Annotated in this window: 7 protein-coding genes; 6 read left to right on the top strand and 1 reads right to left on the bottom strand. The window is 67.6% G+C overall.

What is annotated here, in order from left to right; genetic code table 11:
- The first annotated feature begins 62 nt into the window (after nucleotides 1–62).
- The 6 genes from CXY76_RS17610 (at nucleotide 63) to CXY76_RS17585 (ending at nucleotide 16,323) form a co-directional block, all read left to right on the top strand.
- On the top strand, nucleotides 63–5,363 hold the full coding sequence (locus CXY76_RS17610; RefSeq protein ID WP_146073484.1) for an Ig-like domain-containing protein: 5,301 nt from the start codon (nucleotides 63–65) through the stop codon (nucleotides 5,361–5,363).
- Nucleotides 5,364–5,569: 206 nt separating this feature from the next.
- On the top strand, nucleotides 5,570–10,849 hold the full coding sequence (locus CXY76_RS17605; protein ID WP_146073483.1) for an Ig-like domain-containing protein: 5,280 nt from the start codon (nucleotides 5,570–5,572) through the stop codon (nucleotides 10,847–10,849).
- Nucleotides 10,850–10,862: 13 nt separating this feature from the next.
- Nucleotides 10,863–11,831, top strand: coding sequence for a MoxR family ATPase (locus tag CXY76_RS17600; protein WP_104166791.1), 969 nt, complete (start codon nucleotides 10,863–10,865; stop codon nucleotides 11,829–11,831).
- The gene (locus CXY76_RS17595; protein ID WP_104166789.1) at nucleotides 11,828–13,129 is read left to right on the top strand and encodes a DUF58 domain-containing protein; all 1,302 of its coding nucleotides are present in this window, start codon (nucleotides 11,828–11,830) and stop codon (nucleotides 13,127–13,129) included. Before CXY76_RS17600 ends, CXY76_RS17595 begins: the two co-directional genes overlap by 4 nt.
- A gap of 119 nt (nucleotides 13,130–13,248) precedes the next feature.
- Complete coding sequence (locus CXY76_RS17590; RefSeq protein ID WP_158253931.1) at nucleotides 13,249–15,642, top strand: transglutaminase domain-containing protein; 2,394 nt, start codon at nucleotides 13,249–13,251, stop codon at nucleotides 15,640–15,642.
- A gap of 9 nt (nucleotides 15,643–15,651) precedes the next feature.
- On the top strand, nucleotides 15,652–16,323 hold the full coding sequence (locus CXY76_RS17585) for an FHA domain-containing protein (protein ID WP_146073482.1): 672 nt from the start codon (nucleotides 15,652–15,654) through the stop codon (nucleotides 16,321–16,323).
- Nucleotides 16,324–16,326: 3 nt separating this feature from the next.
- On the opposite strand, the gene CXY76_RS17580 is transcribed toward CXY76_RS17585, so the two are convergent.
- Entirely contained in the window at nucleotides 16,327–17,991 is a 1,665-nt protein-coding gene (locus tag CXY76_RS17580; protein ID WP_158253930.1) for an MFS transporter, read from the bottom strand.
- Nucleotides 17,992–18,093 lie beyond the last annotated feature (102 nt).

The following is an 18,093-nucleotide window of genomic DNA, read 5'->3' as shown; positions in this document are numbered from 1 at the left end:
GGGCGTGTCGCGGTCGCGGACGCCGTCTCACACTCCTGCCGAAACTCGCGAGGGGGAAACGGGTGGGGACCCTGAGTTCGTGGTTGCGCGGCCGCAAAATGTCGGCCTCCGTCGTGGCCCTGTCGGTCATGGCCGGCGTGCCGCTGTCGTTCGCGGTGCTGCACGAGGGTTTCCCGGTGACGGATGTCGACCTCTCCGCCCGCGACGTGTGGGTCACCAACGGCAAGGAACTGCTCGCCGGCCGGTTGAACCGGCAGATCGAGGAGCTCAACGCGTCGGTCAACGCCTCGTCCATCGCCTTCGACGTGCTGCAGGACGGCGATGATGTCTTCCTCATCGACAGCAGTGTGGGCTCGATCGAACGCATCGACCCGGCCTTCACCACCCTCGGTGAACGTGTCGACGTGACGCCCGGCTCCGAAGTGCTCCACGGCGGCGACTCGATCGCCGTGATGGCGGCCTCCGGCGACGTGTGGGTGATCAACGCCGCCGGCGAACTGAGCTTCGACCCCAAGACCACCGACCCGGTGATGAAGCTGGGCACAGGCGGTCACATCGCCGTTTCCGCCGACGGCCTGGTTTTCGGAGCGTCGTCGACCGAGAAGACCCTCTTCAGCTACGACCCGTCCTCCGAAGACGCGGCGAAACCGGTTGAGAGCGCCCTGCCGAAGCTGGGTGAGTTCCAGCTCGCCGCGGTGGGGGATAAGCCCGTGCTGCTTGACACGGAGAATCATCGCCTCGTCGTCGACGGCGAGAGCATAGAGGTTCCCAAGAACGCCCTGAAGCTGCAGCAGACCGGGGCCGAGAACGACGTGGCGCTCGTCGCGACCTCGAAGGCGTTGCTGAGGGTTCCGCTGAACGGCGGCGACATCGTGTCCGTCGATGCGAAGTTGGATGCTGCCGTGACCGACCCGAAGTCGGTGTCGGCTCCGGTGTGGTTGAACGGGTGCGCGCACGCGGCCTGGTCGGGTGCGCAGCGTTACCTCGCCGACTGCGAGGGTTCCGACGTGTTGCGGGAGACGATTCAGCAGCCCACCCAGGGGTCGGTGCTGGAGTTTCGGGTCAACCGTGATGTGATCGCGCTGAACAACCTTTCCAACGGCAACGTGTGGCTGGTCGATTCGAACATGCGCCTGGTGGAGAACTGGGAAGAGGTCACTCCGCCGGAAGAGTCCGACGCCGAGGACGGCACCGAGAAGGCCGCCCAGCAGTCCTTCGAAGACACCATCGCTGAGCGCACCGACGTGAACCGGGCGCCGCTCGCGCGCGACGACGCCTACGGGGTGCGGCCGGGCAAGACCACGGTGTTGCCGGTGCTGGAGAACGACACCGACCCGGACGGTGACGTGCTCACGGTCACAAACGTCAGCGGCTTCTCCCAGTCGCAGGGCAGCCTGGATTACATCGACGGCGGCCGGGCGCTGCAGTTCACTCCCGCCGAGACTGTGGCCGGAACCGTGTCGTTCCGGTACACGGTGGCCGATGGCCGCGGCGCCGTCGCCGAGGCTCAGGTGAATGTGACCATGCGGCCGTTGGAGGAGAACCTGGCCCCGGTCTCGAACCGGGCCGGCGCGATCAGCGTGGAGCAGGGCCAGCTGGTCAGTTACAACGTGCTCTCGGACTGGATCGACCCCGATGGTGATGACATCTACCTGGTGTCGGCGTCGCCGACCACCGGTGACGGGGTGCGGTTCGGGCCGGAGGGTTTCGTCACCTTCGAATCCAAGACCGCCGAGCTCGGTGTCAAGGAGGTGCAGTTCGTCATCTCCGACGGCCTGCTCACCGCCACCGGTGTGCTCACCGTGGATGTGAAGGCGGCGGGCACGCTGAACCCGGTGGGGACACCGGACTTCAGCACGGTGTTCGTGGGGGAGACGGCGTTGATCGAGCCGCTCAAGAACGACGTGACTCCGTCGGGAGCGCCGTTGGCGTTGATCGGGGTGAACGAGGTCCCCAAGGACCTCACCGCCGTGGCGAACCTGGAGCGTGGCACGATCGCCGTGTCGTCAGGCAAGGCCGGCAGCTACGTCTTCACCTACAGCCTTGGCGCCGGCGCCACCTCGAGCGTCGGCCTGATCCGCGTCGACGTGGTTGAAAACCCCGCTGAGATCCTGCCTCCGATCGCCGTCAAAGACACCGCCTACCTCCGCGCAGCCGAGCCCGTCACGATCCCGGTGCTGGACAACGACGTCTCACCCAGCGGCCGGGTGCTCGCGGTGCAGTCCGTGGACCTGAGCAGCACCGACGACCTCGTCACTGTCGAGATTCTCACCAACACCGTGTTGCGGGTCACCGCATCCGCGGCTCTCACCCAGCAGGTGCAGTTCACCTACACGATCAGCGATGGCGAGGGCACCTCCACCGCCGGTGTCACCGTTGTTCCGGTGCCGCCGCTGATCAAGCATCAGCCGCCGGTTGCGGTCGACGATTCGGTGAGCGTGCGCGCCGGCGACATCGTGAGCGTGTCGGTGCTCGACAATGACTTCCATCCGGACTCAGCCACCATGAGTGTGCTCCCGGAGCTGACCGACACGACCGACGCCGGAGGCCTGGCGTTCGTCACGGGCAGCCAGGTGCGTTACCAGGCGCCCGCCGAACCCGGCTCCTACAGCGTCGCCTACACGATCTCGGATGCCTTCCAGGAGACCGCGACAGCCACCGTGCGTTTCACCGTGATCGCCGTGAACGCGGCGGACAATCAGGCGCCCACCCCGCTGCCCCTGACGATGCGCACGTTTGCGGAGTCGACCATCAAGGTGCAGGTGCCGTTGGACGGCATCGACCCCGACGGCGATTCGGTGTATCTCACCGCCGTCACCTCGCCTCCGACGCTGGGTCGTATCGTGGACCAGGGCAGCGATTTCTTCATCTACGAGGCCCACCCCGGCACGGCCGGCACGGACTCGTTCACCTATCAGGTCGCCGATACCGTCGGTGCGACGGCCGAGGGTACGGTGCGGATCGGCGTGATCCCGCGCCCGGTGGAGTTGCTGCCCCCGAATGCGGTCGATGACGCCATCGAGATCAAGCCCGGCCGCGACGGATCGATCCCTGTTGTGTTGAACGACTCCGATCCCAACGGGTACAAGCTGACGCTGTCGAAGAAGCTGCCCGAGGTGGACCCCGGCATCACGGCCACGGTCGACGGCAGCCGGGTGATCGTGGAGGCACCCGCCGAGGAGGGCACCTACACGCTGCGGTACGAGATCACCAATGGGCACGGCGGTGCCGATACGGCGTTTGTGCAGGTGAAGGTGACCGCTGACGCCAAGGCACAGTACCCGGTCGCGATCGACCACTTCGTCGAGCCCGACCAGGTCCTGGCCGGCACGCCGATCGACGTTGCGGTACTCGACGGCGCGGAGAACCCCAGCGGTCTGATCGAGGACCTGGTGATCACCCTCGAGGGACCGAACGCCGGCAACGGCACGCTGCAGGCCAACGGCACGGTCCGGGTCGAACCGTCCACCGACCGGCAGGCGATCGCGTACAGGCTCACCAATGAGCTCGATCAGCTCAGCGCCACGGCGTTCATCATCGTGCCGCCGCAACCCAAACCCGTGGAACCGGTGAACCAGCCGTCCACCGAGCCGACACCCGACGAGGAGCAGTTCCCGCCGCCGTTCCTGAAAGACATCGGCCCGCAGGTCGTCAAGATGAACGGGTCCAAGTCCTGGACCCTCGGCGACATCGTCGAGGTGCCCTCCGGCCGCCCCGCGCTACTGCTCAGCGCCACCGCCACCAACAGCGACGGCTCGAAGGTGGCCGGTGGCTCCTCGCTGAGTTTCGTCGCCGCCAGGGACTACCGCGGCCCCGCGTCGGTGACCTTCGTGGTCACCGACGGCAGCGGCGCCGACGACCCAGCGGGCAACCAGGCGACCCTCACCATCCCGATCACCGTCGGCGACCCTGACTTCGAAGACGTCGCCCCCACCTTCACGCCGCCCAAGGTCACCCTCGAGGCCGGCGAGTCCGCAACGGTGGTGAACCTGCGTTCATCGAGCGGGCATCCGAACCCGGCAATCATCGAAAACCTCAGCTACGGCGCCCTGGCCGGCGCCACAGCGGATGTCGCCGCGGCCATACAGGGAGCCAACCTTACGGTCTCCTCCCCACTGGGCACCCAACCCGGCACCAGGGTGCGCCTCACCTTCAGCGTCACCTACAGGGAGTTCACCATCCCCGGCTCGGTGGACGTCACTGTCGTGTCCTCGACCCGCGCCGTGCCGCAGGCCGTGGACGACGCCGGGCCCAATGGCGCCGGCATCGAAACCACTCCGAGTTCGGTCGTGCAGGTGCCCGTGCTCGACAACGACTACAACCCGTTCGCGCAGGACGGCAAACCACTCACCGTGGTGTCCGCGACGATCGAACAGGACGTCAGCGGGGGCAAGGCCTCGGTCTCGTACACCGCGAGCGGGGTGACCATCACGACGGGACCCGGCGCCACCGGCACCCTTACCGCCGTGTACCGCATCCTCGATGCGACCAAGGATCAGGCCAGGGCCACCCAGGGACGCATCACCCTGGTCATCCGCGACCGCCCGGACGCCCCCAACGCGCCGACGGCGGCCGAAGACGATGCCGGAGCCACCATCAGCTTCGCAGCGCCCTCCTCGAACAACTCGGCCATCACCGGCTACACCATCAGTTGGGCCAACGGTGGCTCCAAGAACGTGACCAGCGCCGGGACCTACAACATCACGGGACTCACCAACGGGCAGAGCTATGCGTTCCAGGTGACGGCCCAGAACGCCAAGGGCACCTCGAACGTCTCGGCGTCCAGCAACACGGTGACCCCCTACGGTGTGCCCGGCGCTCCCGCCAGCGCCAATCTCACGGCATCGGCCACCGGCAACGGTGCGCTCGGGCTCAGCTGGGCCGCACCGGGCAGCTCCGGCGGGCGCGGGGTCAGCGCCTACAAATACGAGTGGGTCACCGGCGGCGGCGCTAACGGCTCGACCAGCGGAGCCAAAACCGCCTCGGCCACCGGAACCGCCAACACCCAGTACCAGTACCGGGTGCAGGCCTGCAACGCGCGCGGCTGCGGCGACTGGACCACCTCCAACGCTGCGACGCCCACGACCCCGCCAGCCTGGGCACCGACCCACTACGGCTACTCGGTGACCCAGCAGGCCTGCCCGGAACCGGACTCCACCTATGGCGAGACCGTGACCAACGGCAACTCGGGTTGCACCATGAACGCCCGCGGCTATCTGCAGCCCGGAACCGTGATCGACGCGATCTGCCTGTCCGTGCGTAACGGCAAGAACTGGTACTACTTCCAGATCGAAGACCGCAGCTATGACGGTTGGTTCATCCGGATCTCGGACACCAACGGCACGATCATTCCAAATTGCTGATGAAAAGACGCGAATGGGGACCTCTACCCATCCGGGTGGCCCCCGTTCGCGTGTTAGCGTAAGAGCCGGTCAGGGGACAGTGCCAAAGGTCACGGTGCACCAGACCTGACATTGTTTCGACGTAACGCATCAACATCACATTTGGGGGAAATCGGGTGGGGACCCTCAGGTCGTTTTTGCGTGGTCGGCGGGTATCGGCATCCGTGGTGGCACTGTCGGTCTTGGCGGGTGTGCCGCTGTCGTTCGCGGTGCTGCACGAGGGTTTCCCGGTGACGGATGTCGACCTCTCCGCCCGCGACGTGTGGGTCACCAACGGCAAGGAACTGCTCGCCGGCCGGTTGAACCGGCAGATCGAGGAGCTCAACGCGTCAGTCAACGCCTCATCGAGCACCTTTGACGTCGTGCAGGACGGCGAAGACGTCTTCCTGATCGACGGCAGCTCGGGCACCATCGAACGCATCGACCCGGCCTTCACCACCCTCGGCGAACGGGTCGACGTGGCCCAGGGGTCCGAGATCGTCTACGGCGGCGACTCCATCGCCGTGATGAACCAGTCCACCGGTGAGGTCTGGGTGATCAACGCCGCCGGCGAACTGAGCTTCGACCCCAAGGCCACCGACCCGGTGATGAAACTGGGCAAGGGCGGCCACATCGCCGTTTCGCAGGACGGCGTGGTCTTCGGCGCCTCGAAGACCGAGGAGACCCTCTTCACCGTCGACCCGGCGGCCGAGGAGCCCGAGGCTGTCACCGCCGAACTGCCCAAGCTGGGCGAGTTCCAGCTCGCCGCGGTGGGGGACAAGCCGGTGCTGCTGGACACCGAGAATCATCGCCTCGTTGTCGACGGTGAGAGCATAGAGGTTCCCAAGAACGCCCTGAAGCTGCAGCAGACCGGGGCTGAGAACGACGTGGCGCTCGTCGCGACCTCGAAGGCGTTGCTGAGGGTTCCGCTGAACGGCGGCGACATCGTGTCTGTCGATGCGAAGTTGGATGCTGCCGTGACCGACCCGAAGTCGGTGTCGGCACCGGTGTGGTTGAACGGGTGCGCGCACGCGGCCTGGTCGGGTGCGCAGCGCTACCTCGCCGACTGCGAGGGCACCGAGGTGCTGCGGGAGACCATCGAGCAGCCCACCAACGGATCGGTGCTGGAGTTCAGGGTCAACCGTGATGTGATCGCGTTGAACAACCTCTCCAACGGCAACGTGTGGCTGGTCGATTCGAACATGCGCCTGGTGGAGAACTGGGAAGAGGTCACCCCGCCCGAAGAGTCCGACGCCGAGGACGGCACCGAGAAGGCCGCCCAGCAGTCCTTCGAAGACACTCTTGCGGAGCGCACCAATGTAAACCGGGCGCCTCTTGCCCGTGACGACGCGTATGGTGTGCGGCCGGGCAAGACCACGGTGTTGCCGGTGCTGGAGAACGACACCGACCCCGACGGTGACGTGCTCACGGTGTCGAACCTGAGCGGGTTCTCGGAGTCGCAGGGCAGCCTGGATTACATCGACGGTGGCCGGGCCGTGCAGTTCACCCCGGCCAAGGATGCGGCCGGAACCGTGTCGTTCCGGTACACGGTCGCCGATGGCCGCGGCGCCGTCGCCGAGGCCCAGGTCAATGTGACCATGCGGCCGATGGAGGAAAACCTGGCCCCGGTCTCGAACCGGGCCGGCGCGATCAGCGTGGAGCAGGGCCAGCTGGTCAGTTACAACGTGCTCTCGGACTGGATCGACCCCGATGGTGATGACATCTACCTGGTGTCGGCGTCGCCGACCACCGGCGACGGGGTGCGGTTCGGGCCGGAGGGTTTCGTCACCTTCGAATCCAAGACCGCCGAGCTCGGTGTCAAGGAGGTGCAGTTCGTCATCTCCGACGGCCTGCTCACCGCCACTGGCGTGCTGACCGTGGACGTGAAGGCGCCCGGCAGCCTCAACCCCATCGGCACGCCGGACTTCGCCACCGTGTTCCTGGGCGAGACCGCCCTGATCGAACCGCTCAAGAACGACGTCACCCCTTCGGGCGCGCCGCTGGCCCTGATCGGCGTGAACGAGGTGCCCAACGACCTCTCCGCCGTGCCGAACCTCGAGCGCGGCACCGTGGCCGTCTCGGCGAACAAGGCCGGCAGCTATGTCTTCACCTACAGCCTCGGCGCCGGGGCCACCTCGAGTGTCGGCCTGATCCGGGTGGACGTGCTGGAGAACCCCGACGACGTGCAACCGCCGATCGCGGTCAAGGACACCGCCTACCTGCGCGCCGGCGAACCGGTGATGATCCCGGTCCTCGACAACGACGTCTCACCCAGCGGCCGCGTCCTCGCCGTGCAGTCCGTCGACCTGACCGCAACACAGGACCTGGTGACTGTCGAGATCCTCACCAACACCGTGCTGCGGGTCACCGCGGCCGCCGCGCTCACCGAGCAGGTGCAGTTCACCTACACGATCAGCGACGGCGACGGAACCTCAACCGCCGGCGTCACCGTCGTTCCGGTGCCGCCGCTGGTGAAGCATCAGCCTCCCGTGGCCGTGGACGATTCCGTGAGCGTGCGCGCCGGCGACATCGTCTCGGTGCCGGTGCTGGACAACGACTACCACCCCGACTCCGCGACCATGACGGTCGCCCCCGACCTGGCCGACACCACCGACGTCGGCGGCCTGGCCTTCGTCACAGGCAACCAGGTGCGCTTCCAGGCTCCCCAGGAAGCCGGTTCCTACAGCGTCGTTTACAGCATCAGCGACGCCTTCGCCGAGACAGCGACGGCGACGGTGCGGTTCACCGTCACCGCCAAGGACGACAAGAACAACCGGCCGCCCACCCCGCTGCCGCTGACCATGCGCACCTTCGCCGAATCCACCATCAAGGTGCAGGTTCCGCTGGACGGCATCGACCCCGACGGCGACTCGGTGTACCTGAAAGACGTCACCAGCGCACCGGAGCTCGGCCAGATCATCGAGTCGGGCAGCGACTTCTTCGTCTACGAGGCGTACCCGGGCACGGCAGGCACGGATGTCTTCAGCTACCAGGTCGAGGACACCCTCGGCGCCACCGCCGAAGGCTCCGTGCGCATCGGCGTGATCCCGCGCCCGGTGGAACTTCTGGCGCCGAGCGCCCTGGACGACGCCATCGAGATCAAGCCGGGCCGCACCGGTTCGATCCCGGTCGTACTCAACGACTCCGACCCCAACGGCTACAAGCTCACGCTTTCTGAGAAGCTGCCCGAGGTGGACCCGGGCATCACCGCCACCGTCGACGGCAGCCGTGTCATCGTTGAAACGCCCGCCGAGGAGGGCACTTACACGCTGCGCTACGAGATCACCAACGGACACGGCGGCGCCGACACCGCCTTCATCCAGGTGAAGGTCACCGAGGACGCCAAGGCCCAGTACCCCGTGGCGATCGACCACCTCGTCGAGCCCGAAGAGGTCGCATCCGGCCAGGCCGTCGACATCGACGCACTCGAGGGCGCCGAGAACCCGAGCGGCCTGATCGACGAACTTGTCATCAGCCTGGAGGGACCCAACGCCGCCTCAGGCGCCATCCAGTCGAACGGCATCGTGCGGGTCGAGCCCACCTTCGAGCGTCAGGCGATCGCCTACCGGCTCACCAACGAGGTCGACAAGCTCAGCGCCACGGCGTTCATCATCGTGCCGGCCAAGCCGAAGGCCGAGCCCAACACCCCGAAGCCGTCTGATCCCGCGAACGCCGAACCGAGCACCCAGCCGACGCCGGAAGAAGAGGTCTTCCCGCCGCCGTTCCTGAAAGACATCGGCCAGCAGGTCATCAAGATGAACGGCTCGAAGAGCTGGTCCCTCGCGGATATCGTCGAGGTCCCCTCCGGCCGCCCCGCCGTGCTACTCAGCGCCACCGCCACCAACAGCGACGGCTCGAACCCCATGGGCGGTTCCACGTCACTGAGCTTCACGGCCGCGGCCGACTACCGAGGACCCGCCGCCCTGACCTTCGTGGTCACTGACGGTGCCGGCGCCGGTGACCCCAAGGGCAACCAAGCCACCCTCACCATCCCGATCACCGTCGGCGACCCGAACTTCGAGGACGTCGCTCCCACCTTCACTCCCTCCAAGGTCACCGTGGAGGCCGGAGAGGGCGCGCAGGTCGTGAACCTGCGCAACTCCACAGGTCACCCCAACCCCGACATCATCCAAAGGGTGAGTTACGGATCGCTCGGCGGCACCAACGGCTCCGTCGCCGCGACCCTCGCCGGCGCCGACCTCACCATCTCGTCGCCGCTGGGCACCCAGCCGGGCGCCAAGGTGAAGCTCACGTTCTCGGTGACCTACAAGGAATTCACCATCCCCGGCTCGATCGAGGTGACGGTGGTCTCGTCAACCCGCCCCGTTCCCCAGGCCGTCGACGACGCCGGCCCCAACGGCGCAGGTATCGAGACTCGGCCGAGCACCTCGGTGACGGTGCCCGTGCTCGACAACGACTACAACCCCTTCGCCAAGGACGGCAAGCCGCTCGTGGTGATCGGTGCGGTCATCGAACAGCAGGTCGGCTCCGCATCCGTGGCGTTCACCGGCAACGACGTCACCGTCAAGACTGGCTCGGGCGCCACCGGCACTCTCACGGTGGTCTACACGATCAAGGACGCCACCGGCGACCCTGCCCGCCAGACAAAAGCCAGGATCACCTTTGTGATCCGCAACAACCCGGATGCCCCCAACAAGCCGACCGCGGTCGAGGGCGACGCCAGCGCGACGGTGAGCTTCACCGCCCCGTCGTCGAACAACTCACCGATCACCGGATACACGATCAACTGGGCCGGCGGCGGCTCACTGGATGTAACCAGCGCGGGAACCCACTCGATCACCGGCCTGAGCAACGGCTCGAACTACGCCTTCACCGTCACGGCGCGAAACGCCCTCGGTGTGTCCAGCCCGTCGGCCGCGAGCACCACCGTGACTCCGTACGGCAAGCCGGGAGCGCCGGCCAGTGCCACCCTCAAGGCGCCAGGCACCGGCACCGGGGAACTCAGCCTCACCTGGGCGGCCCCCGGCAGCAATGGCGGCCGCGCAGTAAGCAGTTACAACTACGAGTGGATCAAGGGCAGCGCCGCGAACGGGTCGACCAACGGAGCCAGGTCGGCATCTGCCACCGGAGCCATCGACCAGCCGTCCCAGTACCGGGTGCAGGCGTGCAACCCGGCCGGCTGCGGTGCGTGGACGTCCTCGGACACCGCGACCCCGCAACCGACCCCGCCGCCGCCGGCGCCCAAGAAAATCATCGATCTTTCCAAGGGAAATCCGGGAGAAATCCGGCAGACCTATTTCTACAACATCGACCTGCGCGACTGGCCCGCCGGCAGCTACGCCACGATGCTGTACTGCAACGGTGGCCCGCTCATCACCGCCCCGAACATCACGGTCGGCGCTGACGGCACGGGCAGTTACCGAGGCAACACGGGCTACTGCGGATACTCCAATACGTACGTAACCGTCGACGGCAAGAAGAGCGACGTTCAAGACTGGTCAAGATAAGGATGACGAAAAAATGGCAGTAACACAGGAACAGGCAGACTGGTTCGCCGAAGCGTTCGGCAAGCTCGTCGGCAACGTCGAACAGGCAATCCTCGGCAAGGACCACGTGATCCGGCTCGTTGTCGCCGCGATGCTCACCAACGGACACGTGCTGTTGGAGGACTTCCCAGGCACGGGTAAGACCGTGCTGGCCAAGGCCTTGGCCAAGACTCTCGACGGCACCAACTCGCGCATCCAGTTCACCCCCGACCTACTGCCGTCCGACGTCACCGGTGTCACCATCTACGACCAGGGCAAGGGCCTCTTCGAGTTCCACAAGGGACCGATCTTCGCGTCGATCGTGCTAGCCGACGAGATCAACCGGGCGAGCCCGAAGACCCAGTCCGCGCTGCTCGAGGTGATGGAAGAGGGCCGGGTCACCGTCGACGGCATCAGCCACGAGGTCGGCAGCCCGTTCATGGTCATCGCCACCCAGAACCCCGTCGAGCAGGCCGGAACGTACACCCTGCCCGAGGCCCAGCTCGACCGCTTCCTCTTCAAGACCTCGCTCGGCTACCCGGACCACGACACCGCCGTCACCCTGCTGCTGGACTCGTCGAACCGGTCCAGGGACGCCGGGATCACGCCCATCATCGCGTCCAGCTCGGTCACTACTATGGCCCAGCTGGCCTCAGAGGTGTTCGTGGACGCCGCAGTACTCGGTTACCTCAACGAGATCGTCACCGCCACCCGCACCGACGTGTCCTCGACCCTCGGTGTGAGCATGCGAGGCGCCCTCGCCCTGGCCCGTGCAGCTAAGACCTGGGCCCTGTCGCAGGGGCGCACCTTCGTCAGCCCCGACGATATCCGCGACCTGGCCATCCCGGTGCTCGCGCACCGCATCATGGTCGACCCCGAAGCCGACTTCGCCGGCGTCACCGCCGAAGACATCGTCAGCCGGATCCTGGTCGAGGTGGCTCCTCCCGCCTTCCGCGCAGCATGAAGCGGGCCTCCGAGCGCGGGCCCGTCAGGGTCTCACCGGCCAGACACGCCCTGAGATCGGTCGGTCGCGCGCTCGGGGCCGGTGCCTCCCACGCCTGGCGGTTGCTCCGCCAGGTGCTCGCCATCGTGCTGGGGCGCATCCGCCCCGTCGTCGATGTGATCGGCCCGGCCGGACGGCTCGTGCTGCTCTGTGCCGTCGTCGCGTTTATCGTGAGCGCCGTGTTCGGCTGGGTTGAATTCACCTACCTGGCGACCACCCTGCTGGCCGCCGTGCTCGTTGCCGTACCGTTCATCGTCGGCCGGGCCACCTACGCCGTCGAGTTGCAGCTGAACCCGCACCGCGTCGTCGCCGGCGAACGCGCCCTGGGGCAGATGACCGTCACGAACTCGGGGGAGCGTGCCCTGCTGCCCGCCCGCATGGAACTGCCCGTCGGCATGGGGCTGGCGGAGTTCGTCATCCCCGGGCTGGCGCCTGCCGCCGTGCACGACGAACTGTTCGCCGTGCCCACCCAGCGCCGGGCCGTGATCGTCGCCGGCCCCGCCATTTCGGTGCGCGGAGACCAGCTGGGCCTGATGCGGCGCACCGTGCGCTGGACCGAAGCCGTGGAGCTGTTCGTGCACCCGGTGACCACCAGAATCGCCTCCTCGGCCGCCGGCCTCATGCGCGACCTCGAGGGTGAGATCACCAAGAAGATCACCAGCGACGACATCTCGTTCCACGCACTGCGCGCGTACGAACCCGGCGATCCGCTGCGCAACGTGCACTGGCGCACGTCGGCCCGCACCGGGCAGCTGATGGTGCGTCAATTCGAAGAGACCAGGCGCACCCAGCTCACCATCGTGCACAGCGCGGAGAGCGCCTACTACGCCTCGGACGAGGAATTCGAACTGGCTGTGTCGGTGAGCGCATCGCTGGCCCTCCAGATCATCCGCGACGGCACCGGACTCAGCGTGGTCACCGAGAAGTTCGCCCTGCGCACCGCAACCCCGGTGTCCCTGCTCGACGACACCTCCAGGATCGACGCCGTGTCCGGCCTCTTCCCGAGCCTGCGTGAATTCGCGCGGGCCGCCACCCGGCGCCTGCCACCGCCCAGCGTGGTCATGATCATCGCCGGTTCGCTGATGGACCTCACCGAATTCCGGGCCGCGCAGACCCTGTTCGGTAAAGACGCCACCACCCTCGCGTTCCGCATCCACCCCGGGGCGCAGTCCCGACTGTCCACGGTGTCCGGCCTCACGGTCCTCACCATCGGCGATCTGGCCGACCTGCCCAAACTCCTCCGACGGGTACACCGATGAGCCGTTTCAGCCGCCCCCGTTCGAATCCGGATGAGAGGGACCCCTCGGGCGCACCCGTGCGGGCACCGCGACCCAGGACCGCGCCGGCACCGAGGCCACGCCCCGAGCGGCCGGCGGGATTGCGCGCGGCCTGGCGGCCCTTCCCGCGCACCGCCTGGACCGATGTCGCGGTGCTGAGCCTGCTCTCGGTGCTGGGCGTGCTTGGTCTGGAGACCTCCTTCGGCGACTACAACTTCCTGGTCGCCGGCCTCGGCGGCCTGATCGTGGGAACCGGTATCGCCGTGCTCGGCTACGCGCTGCGGCTCGGTGTCGTCACCAGCGTGCTCGCCGCCATCCTGGCCTACTTCCTGCTCGGCACGCCGTTCACCATGCCCGGTGAGGCCCTGCTCGGCGTGTTCCCCAGCATCTCCTCCACCGCCGGACTGGCACTGGGCGCGGTCTTCGGCTGGAAAGACATCGTCACCCTCGGCACGCCGGTGGAAGCGCCGTACTATATGCCGGTGCTGCCGTACTTCGCGGCCTGGCTGGTCGCCCTGGTGGGCACCATGCTGGCCAGCCGGTGGCTGCCCGGACGCCAGCGCACGGTCTGGCGTACCGGCATCCTCCTGATCGGGCCGGTCCTGCTGTACCTGACCGGCATCCTGATGGGCACCGACAAGACCTTCTTCGCGGGCCTCCGCGGTGTGGCCTTCGCCGTTGTCGCCATCGTCTGGATCGGCTGGCGCCGCACCAAGGTGGAACGCGCTGACGCCGCGGGCGCAGCCCGGCTGCTGCGCCGCAAGCTGCTGGGCACCGCCACCCTGATCGTGGGCGCCGTGCTGATCGGCGCTCTCGTCGGCGGCGTCCTGGCGCCGGAGACCAAGGACCGTTTTGTGCTGCGTGAAGAGATTCAGCCGCCGTTCGATCCGCTGGAATTCCCCAGCCCACTGGCCGGGTTCCGGCAGTTCACCAAGACCCTCGCCGACACACCGCTGTTCTCCGTGACCGGGATGCAGCCCGGTGAGACGCTGCGGCTGGCGAGCATGGATGCCTACGACGGCAAACTCTGGAACGTGGCCGCCGCCGACACCCTGGTGAACGGTTCCGGCAGCTTCCGGCTCGTGGGCCGTACCATCCCCGAACCTGCCCTGGTCACCAGCAGTGCGGACAGCACCGTCACCGTCGACGTCGTCGGTTATGAAGACGTCTGGCTGCCGGTGATCGGCTACCCCGCCACCGTGGACTTCGACGACGCGGGCAGCCAGGAGGAGGCCGAGACCCTGCGCTACAACGCCGACAGCGGCACCGCCGTGCTCACCACCGGCGTCGAACCCGGCTACGAGTACACGGTCAACGCCATGCTGCAGCAGACCTACCGGGACGAGGACCTCCAGGAGGTTCCCGTCGCCGACGTCACCCAGCCCGCCGTCGGGAACATCCCCGATGTCGTCGTGGCCAAGGCCATCGAGTACGCCGGCACCGCCGACACCCCCATCGACAGCCTCCGGGCGATCGAACAGGCCCTCAAGACCAAGGGTTTCCTCAGCCACGGCCTCGCCTCCGACGGCATCCCGTCGCGGGCCGGCCACGGTGCCGACCGCATCAACGAACTGTTCACCCGCACCCAGATGGTGGGCGATGAGGAACAGTACGCCGCCGCTATGGCCCTGATGGCCCGGAGCCTGGACTACCCGGCCCGGGTGGTGATGGGCTTCGCGCCCGACGTGCCCGAGGACGCCGGCACCGTCGAAATCACCGGAACCGATGTGACGGCCTGGGTGGAAGTGGCCTTCGAAGGCGTCGGCTGGGTGGCGTTCTACCCCACCCCGGACCAGACCGACGTGCCCCAGGACCAGACCCCCAAGCCCAAGACCGAACCTCAGCCGCAGGTACGTCAGCCCCCGCGCATGGACAACGAAGCCGACGACCTGCTCACCGCCGTCGAAATCGATGACACCAAGGACGAGGACAAGGACAAGGACTTCGAGCTGCCCGGCTGGGCCTGGGTCGTGATCGGTTCGGTGGGCATCCCGCTGGTGCTGCTGGGGGTTCCGCTCCTCGTCATCGCCGCGCTCAAGTCCCGCCGCCGCCGTAATCGACGCACCAGGGGAACCGGCGACGAACGCGCGGCCGGCGCCTGGTCCGAGTTGACCGACGGCTTCGCCGAGCTCGGGTTCGAGGTGCCGCGCGCGTCGAGCCGTCGTCAGGTAGCCGTCAGCCTGGAATCGCAATTGGCCGCTCAGGTGCTCATCCCCGACGGCTCCGGAGAGGTCGTTGAGGCCGCGGAGTTCGTGGCGCCGCACCGGCTGGTGCCGGTGGCCGACTCCGTGGACAGCGCCGTGTTCGGTGGCCGGCAGGTCAGCGACGAAGACGTGGAGAGCAATTGGACGGCGGCGCTGGCCTCCCTGGCCACCGCCGGGGAGTCCGCCGGGCGCCTGCGCCGGATTCTCGCCAGGTTCAGGCTCCGCGCCAAGCGGGACTGGAGCCAGGTGAACCTGCGCGGCAGCCGGGGCCCCGGCGCGGGCCGCGGGTAGAGTTGCACCGTGGAAAATCCGGACTTCATTGTTCCCCCGCCGGGGATGTTTCGCCCGACTGACGCTGACGCTGACGCCGACGAGGAATCGACGGCGCGGGTGCCGCACAGAAACCTGATCGGCGCCATCCCGCCCGCACCCGGGGGTGCCGCGCCGACGGTCACCGACGACGCCGCGCCCACCGGGCCGGCCATGCCCACCGTGGTGGTGGCCCCCGAGGGGGTTGCCCCGGTGGTGTCGCCGCCGGTCGCTGCGCCGGCAGTGTCCATACCCGCGTTCGTTCCCACGCTCCTGGGTTCGCCGTCGCGTACCCCGCCGACGGGCACTGCACGCCCGCCGGCCGTTCCGGCCGTGCCGGTCTGGCAGCTCACCCTCGCCGACGGCCAGGCCATCCCGGTGACGGGCTCGCTCGTGCTGGGCCGCGACCCGGCCCCCGTCACCCGGCGGGCCGCGACGATGGTCAGTGTCATCGACCCGGCCAGGTCGGTGTCCAAGTCCCACGCCCTCGTGGAGCTGGTGGAGGGGGAGCTCTGGGTCACCGACCTTCACTCCACCAACGGCGTCAGTTTTGGCGACGCCAACGGCCAGCGCACGCCCCTGGATCCGGGCGTGCGCACCGCCCTGGCCGCCGGTGTCAGCCTCTCCCTCGGCGAATTCGCCGTGCAGGTGTCACGGGCCTGACGCCTAGGATTTGTCGGCTGTGCGGGTTGTGCTGGTGCCCGAGCCCGTGCTCGACAGCGGCGGCGTCTTGGGCAGCCGCAGGGCCACAGCGAGGCCGAGTAGTCCGGCGAGAGCCAGTCCGGCGTAGACCACGGTGAGCGATGTCTGACGGGCCTCGGCGTTGATCTCGATGATCTCGGCCCGCTGGTCGTCGGGGAGCTCCGCGATGGCCTCGCCGAGCTGCGCGTCGCTGATGATCTGGGCCTTCTCGGTGACCGCGGTGTCCAGTTGGGACTGTTCGGACTCCGAGAAGACCGGGCTGTCGTCGATGAGGGTCGTGGCGGTCAGGACGAACACCGACAGGATCAGCGCCCCGGCCAACGAGGTGCCCAGGGACGCCCCGATGTTCTGGGCGGTGTTGATCACGCCGGAGGTTTCGTTGGAGCGCTGCGGTTTCACCGACGACATGATGAGGTTCTGATTCTGGGAGGCGATGGTGCCCGCACCGAACCCGACCAGCGCCAGCCCCAGGATGAACTCGGTTCCGCTCGTGGCGTCCCTGGCCAGCACCCCCATGGCCGCCGCGCCGACCACGATGATGGCGAAGCCGGCGAGGATCACCGAGCGCGGTGCGAAGCGGCGGCTGAACACCCGCCCGCTCACCGCCGCAGACAACAGCACGGCCAGGGACAGCGGCAGCAGGGTGAGCCCGCTCTGGATCGCCGAGTAGTCCAGCTCCATCTGTACGTAGAGGGAGAGCGCGAAGATCGAGCCGGTCAGCACGAGGTACTGCAGCAGCTGCACGGCCGACCCCGACGAGACGGCCCGGATGCCGAAGAGATTCAGGTCCAGGAGAGTGTCGTGGTGATGCCGGTCCCGGTTTCGCTCCACCAGGATGAACGCGATGAGAAATACCAGGCCGATCAACACGAGGATCACCGTCGGGGAGACCTGGCCGGCGGTGAGCACGACCCGCCCGAACATCTCAACGTCGACGCGGCTGATGAACAGGCCGTACGCCGAGGCCATCACGATGCCCAGAACCACGGTGATGAGTCCGGCGGAACTGAGGAGGAAACCCGGCCAGTCGAAGCGGGGCTTCCGGCCCAGGAAGGGCGCATCCTTGATGATCTTGAGCTGGGTGAAAATGTACAGCGCCACGAGGAGTTCGCTGGCGAACGCCAGCCGCCAGGACAGGTACGACGTGAACAGGCCCCCGATGATCGGCCCGATCCCCGCGGCGATGCCCGCGATGGCCGCGAAGCCGGCGTAGGCCTTGGCCCGGGCGGGGCCGGCGGGGAAGTTCGAGACGATCAGCGACATCATGGCCGGGAGCATCATGGCCGCGCCCAGGCCCTCGAGGATCGACCAGCCCAGGATGAAGACACCCAGGGTGGGGGAGATCGCGGTGACTGTTGTGCCGACGGAGTACACGGTGAGGCCGATCACGAAGGCGCGTTTGCGGCCGATGATGTCGCCCACCTTGGCGCCGGCGATCATGAATGCAGCCATCACCAGGGTGTAGAGCGTGATGGCGTTCTGGATGCCGGTGACCGTCGTATCGAAATCGGCCACGAGGGTAGACAGCGACACGTTCATGAACGTGGAGTCGACGACGATGATGAACTGGGCCAGCAGGATCACGACCAGCACCCTGCCTGTGGTTTTCTGTGTGGTCACGGTCGTCATGCGCACACCATACGGCGACAGCCCTCCCACAGCCAGCGCCCGCCCCGGCCGACTCTCGTGCCCCGCATCCATCCGCGAACCGTGAGAAAGCACCAGGATGCG

It is taken from the genome of Cryobacterium sp. N22 (assembly GCF_002929555.1).
GTDB lineage: Bacteria > Actinomycetota > Actinomycetes > Actinomycetales > Microbacteriaceae > Cryobacterium.
This window is presented reverse-complemented; position numbering and strand designations above follow the sequence as displayed.

Bases quoted from the DNA above. Each gene is read 5' to 3' on its own strand.
- CXY76_RS17595 (WP_104166789.1), top strand. From the start codon at position 11,828: ATGAAGCGGGCCTCCGAGCGCGGGCCCGTCAGGGTCTCACCGGCCAGA.
- CXY76_RS17600 (WP_104166791.1), top strand. From the start codon at position 10,863: ATGGCAGTAACACAGGAACAGGCAGACTGGTTCGCCGAAGCGTTCGGC.
- CXY76_RS17580 (WP_158253930.1), bottom strand. From the start codon at position 17,991: ATGACGACCGTGACCACACAGAAAACCACAGGCAGGGTGCTGGTCGTG.